Origin of the sequence: Pseudomonas paraeruginosa (assembly GCF_003025345.2) — a bacterium.
GTDB lineage: Bacteria > Pseudomonadota > Gammaproteobacteria > Pseudomonadales > Pseudomonadaceae > Pseudomonas > Pseudomonas paraeruginosa.
In genome coordinates this window covers 4579244-4601777 of record NZ_CP020560.1, presented here as the reverse complement: position 1 = coordinate 4601777, position 22534 = coordinate 4579244, and the positions used below count along the sequence as shown (strand labels likewise).

The window sequence follows — 22534 nt, the reverse complement described above, 5'->3', positions numbered from 1 at the left end:
AGCGAGGTTGCCCCGCGGGCGCGCCAGGGCCGCCGCGGGCCACCCGCCGGGGCAGGCTCCGAAGGCATTGCGCGCCTGGCGAAAACGCCCGGCGCAGAGCCTTCGAACACCCGAGGAAAGGGCCTGAAAACAATTCGATGCTCCCGAGATTTTTTCCCCGATCTGTCACCGGAACTTGCGAGTTTTAACCCCAGCGGCCCCTTCGACCGGCTAGGGATGCAAAGCCCGGCAAGCACGGCGCCGCCTCATGCAAGACGACTTCTCAACGTACCAACACCACGATGAAAGGAGATTCTTCATGTTCAAGCGCTCTCTGATCGCTGCCTCGCTGAGCGTGGCCGCCCTCGTATCCGCCCAGGCCATGGCCGCCGTCAATGGCGGCGGTGCTACCCTGCCGCAGCAGCTGTACCAGGAGCCCGGCGTCCTGACCGCCGGCTTCGCCGCCTACATCGGCGTCGGCAGCGGCAACGGCAAGGCTGCCTTCCTGAACAACGACTACACCAAGTTCGTCGCCGGCACCACCGGCAAGAACGTGCACTGGGCCGGTAGCGACTCCAAGCTGAACCCCACCAGCGAAACCAGCCCCTACCTGGCCGCCCATGGCACTGCCTGGGGTCCGCTGATCCAGGTTCCCTCGGTCGCCACCTCGGTCGCCATTCCGTTCAACAAGGCAGGCAGCAACGCCGTCAACTTCGCCGACGTGAACACCCTCTGCGGCGTGTTCTCCGGCCGCCTGACCAACTGGAGCCAGATCCCCGGCTCGGGCCGCACTGGCGCCATCACCGTGGTCTACCGTTCGGAAAGCAGCGGCACCACCGAGCTGTTCACCCGCTTCCTCAACGCTTCCTGCTCCAGCGCTACCGAGGGCGGTACCTTCGCCATCACCACCAGCTTCGGCAGCAGCTTCTCCGGCGGCCTGCCGTCCGGCGCCGTCTCGGCCCAGGGCAGCCAGGCCGTGATGAACGCGCTCAACGCCGCCGAGGGCCGCATCACCTACATGAGCCCGGACTTCGCCGCGCCGACCCTGGCCGGTCTCGACGATGCCACCAAGGTCGCCCAGATTCGCGGCGTATCGCCGGCTCCGGCCAACGTCTCGGCCGCCATCGGCGCCGTCACCCCGCCGACCACCGCCCAACGCTCCAATCCGAACAACTGGGTGCCGGTCTTCGCCGCCACCGCCAGCGCGACCGATCCGAGCGTACGTCCGTACCCCACCACCGGCTACCCGATCCTCGGCTTCACCAACCTGATCTTCAGCCAGTGCTACGCGGACGCCACCCAGACCCAGCAGGTGCGCGACTTCTTCACCCGTCACTACGGCGCCAGCGTCAACAACGACGCCGCGATCACCAACCATCGCTTCGTACCGCTGCCGGCTTCCTGGAAGCTCGCGGTGCGCCAGTCGTTCCTGACTTCCACCAACAACCTGTACATCGGCCACGCCAACGTCTGCAACGGCATCGGCCGTCCGCTCTGAGACGTTCCCGCCTAAAGGCGATACCCGGGACCGGTGGTGCGCAAGCACTGCCGGTTTCTTTTTCCGGCGCATAACCGCTTCCCATGAACTTTCCGTGACAAGACTTCGGCCCACCCCGTCGCCGGCCGTCTTCCCATCAGGAGTGCGCGTTGGCGAACCGGCGCGTCGAGTTGAACAGGCCCAAGGAATCCCGCGTCATGCCGTCTCGCCCGTCCGCCCCTTCGTCATCCGTCGTTTCGCTCGATAGCGGCCTGCCGCGGCTGAAACCGCTGGCACAGGTCATCGCCCTGCTCATGGTTGCCGGTGGCGCCCAGGCTTCCCAGCCGTTCAGCGCGGCCTGGTTCGCCGCCAAGGGCGCCCAGCAGAGCGCTGGAGTCGCGCGTCCGGGCGCGCCGCTACCGGGCATGACGCCACCGCCGCTGGCCCAGCAGCAGAAGGTCAACCAGCAGTTGCAGCGTTCGTTGCAGAACCTCAACAACACCGTGGCGGCGATCGCCGCGCAGCAGGCCGCCCAGGCGGCGGGACGCCAGGCCGCGCTGGCGGCGCCGACGAATATCCCGGACGGCCTGGGCGAGGGCGGCCTGAAGGTGGACGCATCCCTGCCGTTCGAACAGGCCTGGCAGAACGCCAAGGCGCCGGTGCAGTCGCAAGATGGCGGGCGTACCACGGTGACGGTGGAGCAGACCGCCGATCGCGCGATCCTCAACTGGGAAACCTTCAACATCGGCCGGCAGACCACCCTGCGTTTCGACCAGCAGAGCAACTGGGCGGTGCTCAACCGGGTCAACGACCCGAGCGCCCGGCCGAGCCAGATCCAGGGCCGGATCGAGGCGGGCGGCACGGTGATGGTGGCCAACCGCAACGGTGTGGTGTTCAGCGGCAGCAGCCAGGTCAATGTCCGCAACCTGGTGGCCGCGGCGGCCAATATCAGCGACAGCCAGTTCCGCGAGCGCGGGCTGTACTTCGATGCCAACGGCAGTCAGCCGAGCTTCACCGACGCCGCCGGAGCGGTGCGGGTGGAGCGGGGGGCCTTGCTGCAGAGCGCCGATCCGGCCAGTTCCACCGCGGCAGGCGGCTACGTGCTGCTGCTCGGCAGCGAGGTGGAGAACGCCGGGCAGATCGTCACGCCCAAGGGCCAGGCGACCCTGGCGGCGGGCGATAGCTTCTACATTCGCCGCGGAGTCGGCACCGACGGCAACCTGCGCTCCACCACCCGCGGCAACGAAGTGGCCACCGCGCTGGTCGCCGGCAGCAGCGCCGGGCGGGTGGTCAACCAGGGCTTGGTCCAGGCCTCCACCGGCGACATCACTCTGACCGGCCGCCAGGTACGGCAGGAGGGGGTCGTCCTGTCCAGCAGTTCCACCGATGTGCGCGGTACCATCCACCTGCTCAATTCGGCCAGCGATACCAGGGGCAGCGTGGTCCTGGGCGAGGGCAGCAGCACCGCGGTGCTGGTCGACGCCAGTGGCGCCGGTGCGCTCGACAGCCAGCGCGATGCCGCCCAGCAGGCGCTGGACGGTGCCTCGCCGACCAACAACGTCACCGGTCGTTTCGACAACCTCAGCCGGGTCACCGATCGCAGCGAGCAGTCACGGATCGAGATCGTCAGCGGTGGCAACGTGGATTTCCAGAGGGGCTCGCTGACCCTGGCCAGTGGCGGCCAGGTGGCGGTCAGCGCCGCGGGCCGGAGCCTGCTGCGCGACGGCGCGCAGGTGGATGTCGCCGGCGCCGTCGGGGTGAAGGTGGCAATGGAAAGCAACAACATCCGGATCAACGTCCAGGGCAACGAACAGCGCGACGCACCGGTCAACCGCGAAGGCGGCGGGCTGGCCAGCAACGATGTCTGGGTCGACGCCCGCGAACTGGTGCTGGTCCCGGCCGGTAGCAACGGCTATGCCTCCGATCGCTGGTATACCGCCGGCGGCCTGCTGGAGCTGGGCGGCTATCTCGGTACGCGCAACCACTCGGCGGGCGAATGGATGGCCCAGGGCGGCACCCTCACCTTCACCGGCGGCGAGCTGGTCAGCCAGCCCGGCTCGGTGGCCAACCTCTCCGGCGGCACCCTCGACGTACAGGGCGGCCTCATCCGGCAAACCTGGCTGAAGGGCAGCGACGGGCGCCTTTACGAAATTTCCCGCGCCCCCGGCGACCTGCTCTACGAGGGTATCTATCGTGGCTTCGAGGACAGCAGCCCGCGCTGGGGACAGACGCGCTATTTCTACAATCCGCTGATCGCCCCGCAGAGCCGCTACGAGAACGGCTACATGGTCGGACGCGACGCCGGCCGCATGGTGGTCGGCACCGCTTCGGCGGTGCTCGAGGGCGACCTGCTCGGCAAGGTGTTCCAGGGCGAGCGCCAGGCGCGCGCGCCGCAGCCGGGGGCGGATGGCTATCGGCAGGCGCAGAACGCGGTGGCGCGTGGCGCCGAGCTGATCGTGGGTAGCTATACACCACGTTACGAAAGTGCCAGCGGCAACGTGTCGTACAACCTCGCGCCGACTCTGCAACGGGTGCGCCTGGCCGATGGCGGCGCACCCTCGGCGACGAGTCTCGGCCTGTACGCCGCGCTGGCCGACGAGCAGCGCGGCACGCTCCAACTCGACAGCGAACGCCTGTCCGGTTTCGAACTGGGGGCGGTACGGGTGGCTGCGAGCGAGCGGATCGAGGTGGGCGATGCCCTGCAAGTCGGCAACGGTGGCGAGATCACGCTCTACGCTCCCGAGGTAGAGGTGAACGCCGACCTTGTCGCGCGCGCTGGCAGCCTGCGCCTGGGCAACGTCCTGGAACAGGTGGAGATGGTGCGTGGCGAGCGCCTCGATACCTATCTCGGCCCCGCCGTCGGCCAGCGTGCCGGCGTGACCCTGGGCGATGGCGTCAGGCTGGATGCGCGTGGCCTCTGGAGCAACCTGTTGCGCGGTGGCGTGGAAGCCGAGCGAGCCTACCTCGATGGCGGAAGGGTTTCCCTGCGTAGCAGCGGTGACCTGTCGTTGGGTGTGGACAGCCGCATCGACGTGTCCTCCGGCGCCGCGCTTCTCGCCGACGGCAAGCAGGTGGGCGGCAAGGGTGGCGACCTGACGCTGTCGGCCAACACCGGCGCGGCGGCGACCGACGGCCGCCTGCAACTGGGCGGCGAACTGGCCGGCCATGGTGTCGCCGGCGCCGGCACCCTGAGCATCCAGGCGCCGCGGGTGAGCATCGGCGCGACGGCGCGGGACGACACCCTGGCGCTTGCCAGCGGGTTCTTCGACAGGGGGTTCGACAGCTATCGGGTGATCGGCGAGCAAGGCCTGGAGGTGACGGAAGGCACGCAGGTGCAGGTGCGGCGCCCGCTGTACCGTTTCCGCGACGACGCCGTGGCCATCGCCAGCGGCGCCGACCCGCTGCGCGCGCTGGAACCCTGGCTGGCGCCACTGTACGAGGAGCGGCCGGCCAGCGGCGAGCTGCTCCAGCGTCCCGGCGCCAGCCTGTTCCTGCAGGCCGGCACTCGCCAGACCGGTGCCGGGCAGGTAGCCGCCAGCGTCCTCGACATCGCCCGCGGCAGCCTGCTCGAGGTCGACCCCGGCCAGCGCATCGAGCTGCGCGGTGTCGGCCAGTTGAACATCGAAGGTCGCTTGAACGCTTGGGGCGGTTCGATCGAGCTGGGTAGCGTGGCGCTGCCCGCTCCGCAACGCGATCCGCTCGAGAGCGTCGGCCACCAGCGGGCCATCCGCGTCGGCGAGCAGGGCGTGCTCGATGTCGCCGCGCGCGCCGCGACCGCGCTGGATTTCCAGGGACGGCGCTACGGCCGGGTGGCCGAGGGCGGCAGCATCGTCATCGGCGGCACGGTCGAGCAGGCCGGCGGCAAGGCCGCCGCCGCCGAACTGTTCATCGATCTGCGTCCGGGAAGCCTGCTGGATGCGTCCGGCACCGAGGCATTGCTGGACATCCCGGGGGTCGGCCAGACCCGGGTCGCCAGCGCTGGCGGCAGTATCTCCCTGGCCTCGGCCAATGGCCTGTACCTGGACGGCGACCTGCGAGCCTTCTCCGGTGGAGAGGGTGCCGCCGCCGGCAGCCTGTCGGTGGCGCTGGCCACGCCGAACTACCTGACCAGCCTGGCGACCGACCAGGTGCTGCGCCCGCGCGAGCTGATCGTCGCCCAGCAGCGCGATACCGCCGGGGAAGAGCGCGGCTACGCTTATGGCCATGGCCGCCTGGCGGCGAGCCAGGTGCAGGACGGCGGGTTCGGCGAGCTGACCTTGTTCAGTGACGGGCTGCTGAGCTTCGCCGGCGATCTGGAGCTGTCCCTGGCGCAACGCCTGAGCCTCTACAGCGGGGCGCTGGGTCTCGGCGAAGGAGCCGCCGCCGACAGCCGGGTGAGATTGACGGCGCCGTCATTGCTGCTGGCGGGAGCGTTCGTCAACGAAGCGGCGGAGAACAATGAAACCCAGCCGCTGTCGACCAGCCTGGCCCAGGTCTCCAGGCAGCCCAGCGAGGCGCGCTTCGAGGCCAGCGCGCAGGTGCTGGATATCCGCGACAGCCTGGTGTTCGGTTCGCGCGGCGGTTTCCGCGACGCCACCGGCGGGACGCGCGTGGTCGACCGGCGCGGTTTCGACCGGGTCGAGCTTTCCAGCACAGGCGACATGCGCTTGCTGGCGGGGAACGCCGAACCCATGGAACGTATCAACACCCAGCTGCTCAGCGCTGGCGATGTGCTGATTCGCGCCGCCCAGCTCTATCCGGGCAGCGGTGCAGGCGCGCGCATTCTCGCCGGCTACGGCTATCAGGCCGATGGCGCCGCCCCGGCATTCGACCCGACGCGCAGCCTGCGCATCGAGCGCAGCGGTGCGACGACGCCGGAGCAGCCGCTTGCGGTTTTCGGCAGCCTGTCGCTGGGGGCGGCCAGTGTCATCCAGGGCGGTGTCGTGCGCGCGCCACTGGGCTACCTGGAAATCGGCCAGAGCAATGGCGGTGCCGGCACGACCAACAGGGTCGAGTTGTTGCCCGGAAGCCTGACCTCGGTCAGCGGCGCCGGTCTGGCGCTGCCCTACGGCGGTACGGTAGACGGGCAGGCCTGGCGCTACGCCGGCAAGGAAGTCGTTCTGACCGGCGTGGGCGGTAGCTCCAACGACAGGGGGGTGTTGAAAACCGGCCTCGACCTGGGCGGCCTCTCCGTGCAGGTGGCGCCCGGCGCGACGCTGGATCTTTCCGGCGGCGGCGAACTGCTCGGCGCCGGCTTCGTCTCCGGGCGCGGCGGTTCCACCGACGCGCGCTACAACCCGCTGGTACGCATCGACGAGGATGGCCGCTTCAGCCTGCCGGGGTTGGCCGACAATCCGATCTACGCCATCGTGCCCGGTGTCCAGCGCATCGCGCCGGTCGCCGCCGAACGTGGTGCCGTCGATCCGCTGGTCGGCCAGCAGATCAGCATCGGCGGCGGCGTGCCCGGCCTGCCGGCGGGAACCTATACGCTGCTGCCGTCGACCTATGCCCTGCTGCCCGGGGCGTATCGGGTCGAACTCAATGGCCAGGCCGGGCTGGGCCGCGCGTTGCCGACCCAGCTCATGCGCAGCGGCTCCTGGTCGCTGGCCGGGCAGTTGTCCCTGGCCGGGACCGGGGTACGCGACCAGTTGTACCGTCAGGTGCTGCTGACCCCGGCGGACGTGGTGCGACGCCATTCGCAGTACAACGAGACGAGCTACAGCGACTTCGCTCGGGCCGATGCCGCCCGCCGTGGTATCCCGCGGCCGATGCTGCCGGAAGATGCGCGCAGCCTGCGCCTCGACCTGCTCGCCGGGGGCGGCGCCGACGCGCTGGCGTTCGACGGCCGTGGGCTGTTCCAGGCCGCCCGCGGCGGCTATGGCGGTAGCCTGGTGGTATCGGGTAACAACCAGCGGATCGAGATCGTCGGCGGCGGCGCGCAGGCCAGCGAGGGTTTCCAGGGCGTGACGCTGCGGGCCGACGATCTCAACGCCGTCGGTGCCGCCCGCCTGGTGATCGGCTCGACGCCAACGGTTCTCTACGGGCAGGGCGGCAACTACGTCAGCTTCGATATCACCGATAGCGCACGAAGTATTGTCCTGCGCAATGGCGCCGAACTGGCCGCGCCCGAGGTGTTCCTCCTGGCCGACCGGCCGGGGGAGGCGATCAGCCTCGAGCAAGGCGCCGCCATCGTCACCCTGGGACGAGGGGCAGCGGCCTACGATGCGCGGGATGGTTTCCTGTATGCGCCGGGGGGACGTTCCATGCTCGCCCTCTCCAACGGCGTACTGAATGTATTGCCGCCGGAGGCTGGAACGCCGGATCGCGGCCCCGGCGACATCCTGCTCGGTGTTTCCGCTGCCGGCGGAGCGGCTGGCGAAACCCGGTTGTATTCCGAGGGCAGTCTGGTCGCGGCCACCGACAAGCGCTTCGTGCTCGACAGCAGCGTGCGCTACGGTACGCGTAACCTGACCCTGGCGGCGGGCGCCTTCAATGTCGGCGAGCAGGCGCTGCTGGCCGGCCTGGCGCAACGTGGCGTGCTGCCGACGGGGTTGGCGCTCGACCAGCGCCTGCTCGATCGCCTGCTGCAGGGCGATGCGTCGGAGGGGGCGCCACCCTTGGAAACCCTGGTGCTGAACGCCCGCGACGCGTTCAACTTCTATGGTGATGTCAGCCTCGACTCCTACGATCCGGCGACCGGCCGTTCCCGCCTGTCGCGCCTGGTACTGGGCACTCCGGCGATCTATGGCTATGGCGATAGCGACAGCGTCGCCTCGATCCGGACCTCCAACCTGATCTGGAACGGCGCGCAGACCCCGCCCGCCGGGGTCATCGCCGGTGGCGCCGGCAGCGGCCAGGGTACGCTGGACATCCGCAGCGAGCGTCTGGAATTCGGCTACGGCCCCTTCAGCCAGCCCAGCGCCATCGACAGCTACCGGCGCCTGGCGCTGGGCTTCGCCACGGTCAACCTGGCGGCCAGCGAGCGGATCACCGCCAACCACAAGGGCAGCCTCGCGGTCTACCAGAGCCAGGGCGAGTACCAGGCCGGCAGCGGCTATGCATACAGCGGCGGCGACCTCAACCTGATCACGCCCCTGCTCACCGGCGAGGCCGGCTCGCGCAACAGCCTGCTGGCCGGCGGCTCGTTGCGGGTCAGCGCGGGGCCGGGCAACGTGACGTCCGCTCCGCTCGAACTGGCCAATGGCGCCCTGGGCGCCGAGCTGGCCCTGGAAGGCGGGAGCCTGCTGCTGGACACTCGCGTCGGCCTGCCCAGCGGCAAGTTGAGCCTGACCGCGCGGGAGGACCTGGAACTGGGCGCCGGCGCGCAGCTCGACCTGGCGGGGCGGGCGGTCCGTTTCGATGACGTGACCCGCTACAGCTGGGGCGGTGAAGTCAACCTGCTGAGCCGTGGCGGCGATATCCGCCAGGCTGGCGCTTCGCGCATCGACCTGTCGGCGAGCAACAACCGGGCTGGCAGCCTGACGGCGGTGGCGCTGGGCAGCGAGGCTGGAGTGGTCGACCTGCAGGGGCAACTCCTGGCGGCGAGCAGCGGCGAATACGACGCCGGTGGCACCCTGGTGCCATACGCAGCCGGCAGCGTCGAGATTCGCGCCCAGCAACTGGGTGGGGAGGGTACGCCAGACAGCCGGTTCGCCGACCTCAACCAGAGGCTGAATGCCGGCCAGGTATTCGGTGCGCGCAGTTTCCAGATCAAGCAGGGCGACCTGACCATCGGCAGCGAGGTGAAGGCCGCGGCGATCGAGGTGTCGCTGGACGGTGGCCATCTGAGCGTGAACGGTGCCCTCGATGCCAGCGGCGAGCAGGTCGGTAGTATCCGCCTGGCCGGCAAGCAGGGCCTGAGCATCGGCGCTGAGGCGCTGCTCGACGCCCATGGGCGCCGGCTGCGGGTGGACAGCTACGGCAAGATCATCGATTCGCCGAACCGCGCGGTGATCGAGCTGAATGCCGGAGACGGATTGCTCAGCCTCGGCGCCGGCGCCCGTATCGACCTGCGCCATGGCACCGCAGCGGCACCGGGCGGCGCGGCCGGGCAGAACGACGGCGTCGCCCGCGGCAGCCTCGACCTGTACGCGCCACGCCTGGGCGGGGCGACGGCGGGCGACATCGCGGTCGACGCCAGCGGCCCGTTGCAGATACTCGGCGCCCGCACCATCACCCTCAACGCCGTGCAACGCTACGACGATGCGCCGAGCGCCGCGCAGCCCGCGAGCAACGGCCGAGCGTACCAGGAGATCACCCAGGCCTATCTGGATGGCAAGCACCAGCAGAACGAGCTGTTCATGCAAGCCGCCCTTGCCAATGCCGCCCTGCTCGACGGCAAGCTGGCCGGCCTGAACGATGCCGCCTACGCCGACGCGTTCCACCTCCGCCCCGGACTGGAGATCGTCAGCGCCACGGCCGACGGCGACCTGGTGGTACAGGGCGATCTGGACCTCTCGGGCTATCGCTACGCCAGCCTCAACCCGCATACGGCAAAGACCATGGTCTACGGTTCCGGAGAGGCCGGTTCGCTGGCACTCCGCGCCGGCGGCGACCTGAACATCTATGGCAGCGTCACCGACGGTTTCGCCCCTCCGCCGGAAACCGACGACGACCAGGGCTGGCGGCTGCTTTCCGGCCAGGACCGCCTGGGCGGCGACCGGGTGGTGCCGACGGCCGGCGTGCGCCTGGACGACGACAGCTTCTTCCCGGCGGGCAAGACGCTCAACTTCGAACTGCCGATCAAGGCCATGACCCTGGCCGCCGGTACCCGACTGCCAGTCGAGGCGGTGCTCAGCCAGCCGCTGTGGCTGCCGGCGGGGACCGTGCTCGAAGGGGCGATCCTGGATGCTGCCGGCAATTTGCTGCAGCCGGCCGGCAGCCTGCTTGGCGAGGCCCTGGAGCTGCCCGCCGGCACCCGCCTCGGCGCGGGCAGCCGCCTGCCGCTGGCGACGCCAGTGATGGCCATGAGCTGGCCTGGCGGCGTGCCGTTGCCCGGCCGCGCCACGCTGGCCAACGGCGAGGCCGATGGCGTGCGCCTGGCAGGCGGACTGGAATTGCGCGCCGGGGCCTTCCTCCCGGCCGGCAGCGACATCCGCCTGCCCGATGGCGCCGCCTCGGTGGATGTGCGCCCGGTCGGCGCGGTTTCGCGCAACTGGGCCATTGCGCCGATGCTGACGGCCGGTTCGCAGTCCTGGAATTTGCGCCTGGTGGCTGGCGCCGACCTGCAGGCGGCCGATCCGCGGCTGACCGATCCGCTTTCCCACGGGCAGATGCGCCTCGCCGATACGCACTATGGCATGCGGCGCATACCGGCGACGGGCGGCGGACTGGTATGGACCCAGGAGGGAGTCGATGGCTGGGGCGATCCCAGCATCAAGCCCGGCGACCCGCTGGACCCGGAAGCGCTGGGCTATCCGACGCTCTGCGATGATTTCCCGAGCTGGTGCGCGGCGAGTTCCGGCGGCATGGTATGGACCGAGGAAGGTGTGGCCGGCTGGGGCGATCCCGGCATCAAGCCGGGTGATCCGCTGGACCCGGAGGCGCTGGGCTACCCGACCCTCTGTGACGATTTCCCCACCTGGTGCGCGGCGTCCGGAGACGATTACGCCCTGGAAGCCGAACCCTACGCTTCGCGCTTCAGCGTGTTGCGCACCGGTACCGGCGATCTCGAACTGTTCTCCGCTGGCAACCTGCGCATGGACTCGCCGTTCGGGGTCTATACCGCAGGTACCGCGAGCCTCGTCGATGCCAGGTACAACCTCCCGCGCGCCAGGGATGGCGGCAGCGTTCTGCTCGATCCGGCGCTGGGCGGCTACGAGCAATGGGTGGATGGCGGCGAACAGAGCCTTTACAGCGCCTGGTATCCGACCCAGGGGGGTAACCTGACACTGGTGGTCGGCGGCGATCTGAGTGGCGACATACTGGGACGGCTGTCCGGTGCCGTGTCCAACACCGGCCAGGATTCGGCCGCTGTCGGCAACTGGCTCTGGCGCCAGGGCAGCGCGTCGACCGCCGGTACGACCGATGCCACCGCCTGGTGGGTCAACTTCGGTACCTATGCGCGCCGGCCCGGCAGTGAGGGGGCTGCCGCCGCCACCCAGCAGGTAGGCTTCACCGGCATCGGCACCCTTGGCGGTGGCGACCTGAGCCTGAGGGTCGCGGGCGATGCGGGTATCATCGAGACCCGTACGTCCAGCGTCGCGCAGGTGAGGTCGCAGCGCAGCCAGGGACTGGTGCTGGCGGTGGGCGGCAGTGGCCGGGTCGGCGAGGATGGCCGGTTGAGCCTGAGCGGCGGCGGCGACATGGACGTGCGCATCGGCGGTACGCTCAATCCGTTGACCCCTTTCGACCAGGGCAGTTCGCTGTACGGCGCGGTGATCAATCTGCGGGGCAATGCCCAGGTACGGGCGACGAGCCTGGGCGGTATCGACCTGCTCTATGGCCGTACGGATTCCCTGCAGGTTCCGGGCGAACGGCGGGCCTACGATCCTTTCGTCGCGACCCTCGGCCTGGCCAACGGCGGGCCGACGCTGGTTCCGGGCGACGCCACCTTCAGCCTGAACAGCCTGGGTGACCTGGTCCTGCAGGGGGTGGTCGATCCCGGCCGGGCTCCATTGATGAACGGCACGCCCTATACCAGCGGCGGCGTCGATGGCTACGGGCTGAGCGGTTTCTCGCTGTGGAGCGAACGCACGGCGATCGACCTGGCCTCGGCGGGAGGCAACCTGACCCCGGTTTCCCTGGGCAGGCCGGAGCAGGTCACCGACTCGGCGCTGGTCTACCCCGCCAAGCTATCCGCGGTGGCGCTTGCCGGCAGCCTCTACTACGGCAATGCGACACGGCGCGACAATACACGCAGCGACATGACCGCACTGGTCCTGGCGCCGTCGAGCCAGGGCCGTCTCGACCTGCTGGCAGGCGACTCCATCTATGCTGGCGGCTACAGCATCAGCCGCTCCGGCGCCAGTGCCGCCAGCCTGGCCACGCCGTCGAACCCGAGCTACCAGGGCTACACCGGGGGGGCGCGGCAGGCCGACAACCTTGCCAGCGACGGCAGCCGCGCGAGTTTCGAACTGTTCCCGCTGTTCGCTTTCGGCGCCAACAGCGTTTCCGGCGAATGGGGAGCGGCGCAGGAACCGTCGCGCTTCCATGCGCTCAGCGGAGACCTGGTCGGCGTCGACAGTGGACGGCTGCTGCGTTACACCGATCCGGGGGATGCGCGTTTCGGCCAGTTGCGGTACGAGGGCTACGGCGCGGTACGCATGCTCGCCGGCCGTGACATCGTCAGCAGCGGAACCGGACTGGGAATCGAGCGACGGTTCGCGAGCACGCTGGAGAACTACGCCAGCAGCGGCAATCTGTTCGTCAATACCCTGGCTAGCGACGTGTCGCTGGTGCAGGCGGGGCGCGACATCCTCTACGGCAACTTCAACGTCGCCGGGCCGGGCAGCCTGGAAATCAGCGCCGGGCGCAACCTGCTGATGGAAGACGAGGTGGCGGTCACCAGCCTGGGACCGGTCGCGCCGGGCGACGCTCGTTCCGGCGCCAGCGTCGTCCTGCAGGCGGGCGCCAGCCAGGCGGACTATTCCGGTTTCCTCCGGCGTTACCTGGAACCCGATAACCTTGCATTGGCGGCTGTGTCTCTGGCGGAACAGCCCGGCAAGGTAGTGCGGACCTACGAGAACGAGTTGGTCGAGTGGCTCGCCGGCCGCTATGGCTTCAGCGGCGACGTCCTCCAGGCGCGGGACTTCCTCGCCGGCCTGCCGGCGGAGCAGCAACGGATCTTCGCCCGCGAGCTGTACTTCGCCGAACTCAAGGCCGCTGGTCGTGAGTACAACGAGGCCGGTGGAGTGCGCCAGGGCAGCTACCTGCGCGGCCGCAACGCGATCGCCACGCTATTCCCCGGGCGCGACCCGGCGGGCAACCCGATCCGTTACGACGGCGATATCGTCATGTACGGTGGTGCCGGGGTGCACACCAACTTCGGTGGCGACATCCAGTTGCTCACTCCCGGTGGACAACAGGTGTTCGGCATCGAGGGCGAGGCGCCGCCGTCGAGCGCCGGCGTGGTGACCCAGGGCATGGGGAACATCCGCTCCTATGCCCAGGGCAGCATCCTCCTCGGCCAGAGCCGGGTGATGACCACGTTCGGCGGGGATATCCAGATCTGGTCGGCCGAGGGAGACATCAACGCCGGGCGTGGCAGCAAGACCACCGTGGTGTACACCCCGCCGCGGCGCGTCTACGACGCCTGGGGCAATGTCAGCCTGTCGCCGCAGGTGCCCAGCACCGGCGCCGGCATCGCCACCCTCAACCCGATTCCCGAGGTGGCGCCGGGCGACATCGACCTGATCGCGCCGCTCGGCACCATCGACGCCGGCGAGGCCGGCATCCGGGTTTCCGGCAACGTCAACGTGGCGGCGCTGCAGGTGATCAACGCGGCGAACATCCAGACCCAGGGCCAGTCCAGCGGCATCCCGGTGGTGGCCTCGGTGAACACCGGCGCGTTGACTTCCGCCAGCGCCGCGGCCAGTTCGGCGAGCCAGGCGGCGGAAGATGTCAGCCGCCAGCAGCAGGCCACCGCGCGGCAGCGCATGCCCTCGGTGATCACGGTGCAGGTGCTGGGCTTCGGCAACGAGCGACTGGAGCCTTCGCGCGACGGCGCCAGCCGCGCGCCGGGCTACGACCCGGACAGCGCCGTGCAGGTGCTTGGCGCCGGCGCGCTCAGCGAGCAGGCACGTCGCCAACTGACCGACGAGGAGCGCGGCAACCTGGCCTTGTAGGGCCGGGAAGGACCACCGAAGCCCTCCCCGCGGAGGGCTTCTTTTTTCGCAGGAACCGCCGCTGGGCGTGATCCTCGGGAGAACGTCCGTTCGTCCCCGCCGGTGGCTGGCGAACCAGGGGGCGCATGAAGTTTTCATGACAAAAGTTCGGTGGTGCGGCGGCCTTTCCGTCAATCAGGTGTGCATGACGAAAACGGAATTCCTCGATGACGACCAGGGATGGATACGAAGGGAAGCGAGCTGTTCCGGGTTACGCGAACCGGTTGCTGAAAAAGGGCGCGCCATTGACAACGACAAACCCTGCTCTGAAACAAGAGAAACAGTATCCGCTAACGGCCGTCGGCGGTTCTACGGCGATGGCGAAGGACGGTGAATGTTGATGGAAAGTTATTCGAAGGTCGGTATGCAGGAGCTTGACCAGCGTTTGTCGAAGATCGTCGAGGCTGCGCGCAAGAAACCGGTGTCGGTTTATCGTTATGGAGCGCCGTGGGTCTGGATAGTGTCTCAGGAAGATTGGCAGGGCGCGCTCAAGGAAGTTTCAAGTTATATACCGCCCGGACATTCCCTGGCATTGCTGAAACCGCAAATAGAAAGTCTCCTTGGCGAAGAGGCGAAAGTCCTCTCGGGAATCGCCCGCGAGAACGCCATGCAGTTGGCGCCTGAGCCGTTGATCCAGGCTCTGTTGCTGCAACTGTTGTACGCGATTCCCAGTGAACAGCAATTGTACGAACAACTCAATTACAACCTGCTGTACCGCTGGTTCGTCGGCCTCGAGATGAAGCAGAAGATCTGGAGTTTCCCGGTTTTCGTCAGCGATATAACCGTTCTGCTGAATAGCGCGGAGGCGGTGAAGATAATAGGCCGGATTATCGCCGAAGTAATTTCCGGAGACCTCATGCAGATGCCGGAGTTCTCCCTGAATTTCGCCTTGTTGCATACCTGGCAGGCGCGTCATGGCGGAGTGCGACAGCGGAATATCTAGCGCGCTGGTGAAAATAGAAAAGAACGAAATTTCATAAGGGCGGAGCACTGTTTTTCACAGGTTGTTCATGCGCCGTCGCTAGTTTGTTGCCTTTCATAGAACTGTTCGATGAACGGACTTGTTGAAGAGAACAATAAGTCCCGATGGAACTTCGGGGGACCGTGTGAAGCGTTCGCTGTTCAATTGTGCGCACCCGTTTCGCCAGCGCTGGTCGATCGGTTGCCTGGCTGTCGCATTGTCGTGCGCTTCGCTGGCCGACGAGGCGCCTCCCGCCGCGGCGGGAGGCGAGCCCCAGCGCCTGGTGGACATCAACGAGTACGTGGTGCGCGGCAACACCGTGCTGGACAACCGCGCCATCGAGGCGGCGGTGTATCCCTTCCTCGGGCCGCAGCGCAGCCTGGGCGACATCGAGGGTGCGCGCGATGCGCTGCAGGCCGCCTACCAGGAGAAGGGCTACCAGTCGGTGCATGTCGAGTTGCCGGAGCAGCAGGTGAACGGCGGGGTGGTCTACCTGCAGGTCACCGAGACCACCGTCGGTCGTGTCCGGGTGGTCGGCGCCAAGCACTATTCGCCGGTGGAGCTGCGCGAAGAAGTGCCGGCCCTGGAGGAGGGCAAGGTGCCCGATTTCGCCCAGGTCCAGCGTGAGCTGGCGCAGGTCAATCGCACCCCCGGCCGCCAGGTGCTGCCGATGGTGCGCGAGGGCCAGCGGCCCGGGACCATGGATGTCGACCTGCAGGTCGAGGACAAGAATCCCTGGCACGCCAGCATCGGCCTGAACAACGACTACAGCGCCGATACCCGCCACCTGCGCTCGGTGGTTTCGCTGGGCTACGACAACCTGTGGCAGCTCGGCCACGCGGTCTCGCTGACCTACTTCACGGCGCCGCAGGATCAGGACAACGCCAAGGTCTGGTCCGGCTCCTATACCGCGCCGCTGAGCCAGCGCTGGAGCGTGCAGCTGTCCGGCTACCAGTCCGACAGCGACGTGGCCACGGTGGGCAGCATGAACGTGGTCGGCCAGGGCCACTCCTACGGCGTGGCGGCGATCTACAGCCTGCCGGTCACCGGCCTCTGGTCGCACTCGTTCTCCTTCGGCGTCGACTTCAAGGACTTCGAGGAACAGACCCGGATCGGCGGCAACAACGACAGGGTGCCGATCAAGTACGCCCCGCTGACCCTCGGCTACAACGGTTTCCGCTACACCGAACGTTCCCAGCTGGCCCTTGGCCTGAGCCTGGTGGCCGGTACCGGCAGTCTCCTCGGCTACGGCGACGACGACGAGGAATTCGACCGCAAGCGTTATCGCGCCAAGTCCGGCTTCGGCGTGCTCAAGGGCGATCTCAACCACACCCTGACCTTCGGCGGCGACTGGCAGGTGGCGACCAAGGCGGCCTTCCAGCTCGCCTCCGGGCCGCTGATTTCCAACGAACAGTTCGCCGCCGGCGGTGCCACCAGCGTGCGTGGCTACCTGGCGGCGGAGAACACCGCCGACGACGGCTACCTGCTCTCCCAGGAATGGCGTACGCCGTCCCTCGGACGCTTCCTCGGCAAGCGCGCCGGCGGCTACGTCAACGACTGGCGCTTCTACGTGTTCGCCGAGGGCGCGCAACTGCGCCTGCAGGATGCGCTGCCCGAGCAGGACGACGACTTCAGCCTGGCCAGCGTCGGCATCGGCACCCGCGCGCAACTCGCCGACTGGCTGTCCGGCAGCCTCGACTGGGCCTTCCCGTTGCTGGAAGGGACGAACACCGACAAACACGACTCGCGCCTGCATTTCAGCGTGCAGGCGAGTTTCTGACCCCGACCCCGGAGTACCCACCCATGTATCGCTTATTGCTGACATCGCTGATCTGCCTGGGCCTGCTGGCCCCGGCCAGCGCCAGTGCCTGGTGGCAGGACGACTGGCAGTACCGCAAGCAGGTATCGGTCGATACCACCCCGCAAGGCGCGGCGATCAACGACAGTCTCGGTCGCCTGCCGCTGCTGGTGCGCCTGCATACCGGCAACTTCACCTTCGACGGGGTCAACGAGAACGGCTCGGACATCCGCTTCGTCGCCGCCGACGACAAGACCGTGCTGCACCACCAGGTGGAGAGCTTCGACCCGCTGATGGGCATGGCGCTGATCTGGGTCGACGTGCCGCGGGTGGAGGGGGGCCAGCGCCAGGATATCTGGATGTACTACGGCAACGCCAAGGCCCCGGAAAGCGGCAACGGCGCCGCGGTGTTCGACCCGGACTACACCCTGGTCTACCACTTCGACGGCGCGCCGGGCACTCCGCCACGCGACGCCACCGCCTATGCCAACAACGCGCAGAGCGCCGCCGGCAGCCCGGTGGAAGGCGTCATCGGTCGCTCCGCACAGCTGGTAGGCCAGCCGCTGCTGCTGCCGCCCAGCCCGTCGCTGGCGGTGAGCGCCGGCGGCAGCTTCAGCTTCAGCGGCTGGGTGCGTCCCGACCAACTGGCCGGCGAGCAGGTCCTGCTGGCGCGCCGCGAGGGCGGCCACTCGCTGCTGCTGGGCCTGGCCCAGGGCGCGCCCTTCGTCGAGCTGGACGGCCAGCGCAGCGCCGCCGGCCAGGCCTTGGTCCAGGGCCAGTGGCAGCACCTGGCGCTGGTCGCCGACGGCAGCCGCCTGGCGCTGTATCTCGGCGGCCGCGAAGTCGCCAGCCTGGCGGCGGCGCTGCCGGCGTTCAGCGGCGCCATCGCCATCGGCGCGGAGCCCGCGCCAGCCACTGCGGCGGTCGCCGGCGAGGGCGAGGCGGCGCCGACCCTGCAACCCTTCCAGGGCGCGATCGACGAGCTGCGCCTGTCGAAGATCGCCCGTCCGGCGGCATTGCTCCTCGCCGACGCCACCGCCCAGGGCGCCGAGTCGCGCCTGGTAGCCTACGGGGTCGACGAGAAGCAGTCCGGCTTCGGCTTCGGCAAGCTTGGCTTCCTGCTCAACGCGGTGCCGCTGGACGCCTGGGTGATCATCGCGATCCTGGCGCTGATGATGGTCCAGTCGTGGGTGATCATGTACCGCAAGAACCAGAACGTCGGCCGCGTCAGTCGCGCCAACGGGCTGTTCCGCGAGCGCTTCGCCGAGGTCGGCACACGCCTGGAACTGCTCGCCGACGACCGCGAGCTGGCCGCCCGCCTGCAACACTCCTCGCTGTGGCGCCTGTACCAGGTGGCGGTGAAGGAGATCCGCACGCGCCGCGAGCAGGGTGCCGACACTTCTTCCGTTTCCGCGGCCACCATCGAGGCGATCCGCGCCTCCATGGACGGCGTGCGCACCAAGGAGAACCAGCAGCTCGGCGCGCGCCTGTCGAGCCTGTCCAACGCCATCGCCGGCGGCCCCTACATCGGCCTGCTCGGCACCGTGCTGGGGATCATGGTGGTGTTCCTCGGCACCGCCATGGCCGGCGACGTCAACATCAACGCCATCGCCCCGGGCATGGCCGCCGCCCTGCTGGCCACGGCCATGGGCCTGTTCGTCGCGATCCCCGCGCTGTTCGGCTACAACCGCCTGGTCACGCGGAACAAGGAAGTCAGCGCGGACATGCGGGTGTTCGTCGACGAATTCGTCACCCGCCTCGCCGAGGTGCATGGCGAAAGCCAGCTCAGCGAAGTGGCCCATCGTCGCAACGGCCAGCCGTTGCCGGCCTGAGGAGAACGCCATGGCTTCCGTGAACAGCAGCCACGACGATGACGACGACGGTGCCGTCGACAGCATCAACATCACCCCGCTGGTGGATGTGCTGATGGTGGTGCTGGTGATGTTCATCCTCACCGCCACCGCCCAGGTCGCCGGGATCCAGATCAACCTGCCGAAGGCCAGTGCCACCGTGGCGCTGTCGCAGCCCAAGACCAAGGCGATCTCGGTGAACGACGCCGGCCAGGTGTTCCTCGACGCCTACCCGGTGACCCTGCCCGAGCTGGAAGACCGCCTGCGCACGGAGAAGGCCCTCAACCCCGACTTCCCGGTAGTGGTCCGCGGCGACGCCACGGTGCAGTACCAGAAGGTCATCGAGGTCCTCGACCTGCTGCGCCGCCTGGAGCTGTCCCAGGTCGGCCTGGTCACCGGCAAACCGACCTGAGGCCCGGGATGAACATGTCCGCCGATCCCAAGCACACCCCCGAGCCGAAGAACGCCGCGCCGCTGTCCACCGACGGCCGCCCGGCGAACCCGACCCTGCGCTACCTCAAGTGGGGCATCGGCGCGCTGCTGCTCGCCGGCCTCGCCTGGCTGGTCTGGGAGTGGGCCAACGACATGAGCGGCGTGCGCCGCGAGGCGCCCAAGGTGCCGGCGATCATCCCGCTGCCGCCACCGCCTCCGCCGCCGCCGGAAAAACCGCCGGAGCCGGAACAGCCAGTGGAGGAGGAAAAGATCGTCGAGCCGGAGCCGCAGCCAGAGCTGGAGGAAGTCAAGCCGCAGGAGGAAGCGCCGCCGTCGCCGGCCGACGACCTGGCCGATCCGATGCAGATGGACGGCGATGCCCAGTCCGGTTCCGACGCTTTCAACATCGGCGCCGGCAAGGGCGGCGGGATGGCCGGTTCCGGCGGCGGTCGCGCCGGCAACGCCAGCTACAGCCAGTACCTGGCCTACGCCTTCCAGCGCCTGCTGCGGGACAACCCCGAGCTGCGCAACCTGGCGTTCCGCCTGCAGGCGGAGGTCTGGCTGAGTTCCTCGGGGGACATCACCCGGGTCGAGCTGACCCGCTCCAGCGGCGACCCCGAGACCGACCAGAAGGTGCTCGCCGCCCTGCGCGGCGCCGGCCGCCTGCAGGAGCGCCCGCCGGCCTCGCTGACCCTGCCGGTGCGCATCGCCCTGCAGGGCAAGCGGCCGGGATGAGAAGACGCCAACCCAGAACGATTTCCGGCAGGCGACTGCCTTGAAGGACCTTAGGAGCCGTACACAGATGAACGCGAAAATGAACCGACCGGCGCTGGCGATGGGCGTCATGCTCGCCGCGCTGGCCGGCCAGGCGCAGGCCCAGCCGCCGGCGCCCTCGGAGAATGCCACGATCAACCTGATCCGCCTGCTGGTGCAGCAGGGCGTGCTGAAGAAGGACCAGGCCGATGCGCTGGTCAGGCAGGCCGAGGCCGAGGCGCTGCAGGCCCAGCAGGCGCGCCAGGCCGTGGCGCCCGCGGCGGCCGTCGCCGCGGTCCCCGGGGAGGTCCGCGTGCCCTATATCCCGCAGGTGGTGCGCGACCAGATCCGCGACGAGGTGAAGGCCGAGGTGATGACCCAGGCCAAGGCGGAGAACTGGGCGCAGCCCAACGCCTTCCCGGACTGGGCCTCGCGCATCAGTTTCGACGGCGACGTGCGCCTGCGCTACGAGTCGCGCTCCTTCGGCAACGGCAACAGCAACCAGATCACCGACTTCGCCGAACTCAACGACGACGGCCCGTACGACGTCAACCCGAACACCAGCTCCGGCCTGCCGCCGTTGCTCAACACCCGCGAGGACCGCGACAGCCTGCTGCGCCTGCGCGCGCGTTTCGGCCTCAAGGCGGCGCTGTCGGAAAGCTGGAGCGCCGGGATCCGCATCGGTACCGGTTCGGACAACAACCCGGTATCGACCACCCAGACCCTCGGCGGCGGTTTCGGCAAGAAGGACCTCTGGCTCGACCAGGGCTACCTGACCTGGAAGCCCAGCGAGCGCCTGAGCCTGACCGGCGGACGGATCGCCAACCCGTTCCTGTCCACCGACCTGCTGTATTCCAGCGACCTCAACTTCGACGGCGTGGCGGCGATCTTCAACCAGCCGCTGGGCCGCGATGTCTCGCTGTTCGGCACGGTCGGTGCGTTCCCCGTGGAATACAGCTCGGACACCGCCTCGTCGAACGGCTTCGACAAGGAAGACAGCGACAACAAATGGCTCTACGGCGCGCAACTGGGCGCCACCTGGAAGATCAACCCGCGGCACAGCCTTACCGGCGCGCTGGCCTACTACCGCTTCGACGACATCGAAGGGCAACGCTCCAGCCCCTGCCGGCCCTGGGCCGGGCAGCCGGAGTGCGATACCGACGGCAGCCGTCCGACCTTCATGCAGAAGGGCAACACGGTGTTCCTCCTGCGCGACATCGTGCCCAACCCGGCCGATCCGGCGAACACGCCGAACCCGCAGTACGTCGGCCTCGCCTCGGAGTTCAACCTGCTCGACCTGAACCTGGGCTGGGACGCCGAGCTGCCCAACGATTTCAAGCTGCGGGTGGCCGGCAACTACGTGCACAACCTGGGTTACGACGAGGGCGACATGCGCAAGCGCGCCGGCGGTGTGGCGCAGATCGCCAACAATCTCGGCTCCGATGGCGACATCAAGAGCGGGGCGAATGCCTGGATGCTCCAGTTCACCCTGGGCAACGCCCTGGATATGCGCGAGGCCGGCGACTGGCAGGTGTTCGCCGCCTACAAGTACATCCAGCCGGACGCCCTGCCGGATGGCTTCAACGACTCCACCTTCCATCTCGGCGGGACCAACGCCAAGGGCTACATCCTCGGCGCCAGCTACGGCTTCGACAAGCGCGTCTACGGTACCGCGCGCTGGCTCAGTTCCGACGAAGTCTACGGCGCACCGTTCTCCATCGACGTCCTGCAGCTCGAGGTCAATACGCGCTTCTGAGCGCTCCCCGAGGCAGGCCATGAAGAGGCAGACCATGAACATGCGACCTTTCTCATTGCCGATCTGGGCCCAGGCGTTGCTCGCCGGGGCCGCCTTCGCCGCCTACGCCAGCCAGGCGGCCTATGCCGACAGCCTGGAGGAACGCCTGCGCGCCCAGTTGCGCAGCACCACCCAGCAGCTGCAGGCGCTGCAGACCGAGCAGGCCCAGGCCGCCGCGGCCAAGGCTGCGCTGGAAGGCCAGCGCGACGCGGCGCTGGCCCAGGTCAGGCAACTGACCGCCGAGCTGACCCGGGCCAAGGGCCAGGCCGAGCAACTCTCGGCCCAGCAACAGGGCTTGCACGACCGGGCGCGGCAGATGGTCGAGGCGAGCAATGAGCAACTGGGCAAGTACAAGCAGGCCTACGACGAGTTGCTGGTCATGGCGCGAGCCAAGGAGGCCGAGCGGCAGAAGCTCGATGTGGCGTTCCGCGAGCATGACCGGCAGTTGCAGCAATGCACCGCGAAGAACCGGGAAATGTATGGCGTGGCCAAGGAGATCCTTGGCGCCTACGAGAACGTCAGCGTCGCCGAGGTGATGAAGATCCGCCAGCCGTTCGCCAGCGGTGCGCGGGTGAAATTCGAAGAGATGGCGCAGAAGCTCGGCGACGACCTCTACAAGACCCAGGTCGACGACCGCCAGGCGGCGCTGGCCCAGTGAACCTCCAGAGCAATCAAGGAATCCGTAC

At 68.6% G+C, this 22534-nt stretch carries 9 protein-coding genes; all 9 read left to right on the top strand.

All coding sequences use genetic code 11. From position 1 onward, the window contains the following. Positions 1 to 298: 298 nt before the first annotated feature. Positions 299 to 1477: a substrate-binding domain-containing protein gene (locus B7D75_RS21835; protein WP_107114421.1), complete on the top strand. Its 1179-nt coding sequence runs from the start codon at positions 299 to 301 to the stop codon at positions 1475 to 1477. A 197-nt stretch (positions 1478 to 1674) separates the two neighbouring features. Then, positions 1675 to 14220, top strand: coding sequence for a filamentous hemagglutinin family protein (locus tag B7D75_RS21830; RefSeq protein WP_107114420.1), 12546 nt, complete (start codon positions 1675 to 1677; stop codon positions 14218 to 14220). Between the two features lie 379 nt (positions 14221 to 14599). After that, entirely contained in the window at positions 14600 to 15202 is a 603-nt protein-coding gene (locus B7D75_RS21825) for a transposase (RefSeq protein WP_034079200.1), read from the top strand. A 163-nt stretch (positions 15203 to 15365) separates the two neighbouring features. Continuing rightward, positions 15366 to 17000, top strand: a complete 1635-nt coding sequence (locus tag B7D75_RS21820) for a ShlB/FhaC/HecB family hemolysin secretion/activation protein (protein ID WP_053814478.1) — start codon at positions 15366 to 15368, stop codon at positions 16998 to 17000. Between the two features lie 23 nt (positions 17001 to 17023). Further along, complete coding sequence (locus B7D75_RS21815) at positions 17024 to 18850, top strand: DUF2341 domain-containing protein (RefSeq protein ID WP_012077079.1); 1827 nt, start codon at positions 17024 to 17026, stop codon at positions 18848 to 18850. A gap of 10 nt (positions 18851 to 18860) precedes the next feature. After that, on the top strand, positions 18861 to 19280 hold the full coding sequence (locus B7D75_RS21810) for an ExbD/TolR family protein (protein ID WP_003085366.1): 420 nt from the start codon (positions 18861 to 18863) through the stop codon (positions 19278 to 19280). Between the two features lie 8 nt (positions 19281 to 19288). Next, a complete protein-coding gene (locus tag B7D75_RS21805) occupies positions 19289 to 20035 on the top strand; it encodes an energy transducer TonB (RefSeq protein WP_107114419.1) in 747 nt (248 codons plus the stop codon). Between the two features lie 67 nt (positions 20036 to 20102). Beyond that, positions 20103 to 21809 (top strand): putative porin, encoded by a 1707-nt coding sequence (locus tag B7D75_RS21800; protein WP_012077077.1) that lies wholly within the window; start codon positions 20103 to 20105, stop codon positions 21807 to 21809. Between the two features lie 34 nt (positions 21810 to 21843). Further along, positions 21844 to 22506, top strand: a complete 663-nt coding sequence (locus B7D75_RS21795; protein WP_034079204.1) for a hypothetical protein — start codon at positions 21844 to 21846, stop codon at positions 22504 to 22506. Positions 22507 to 22534: the final 28 nt, after the last annotated feature.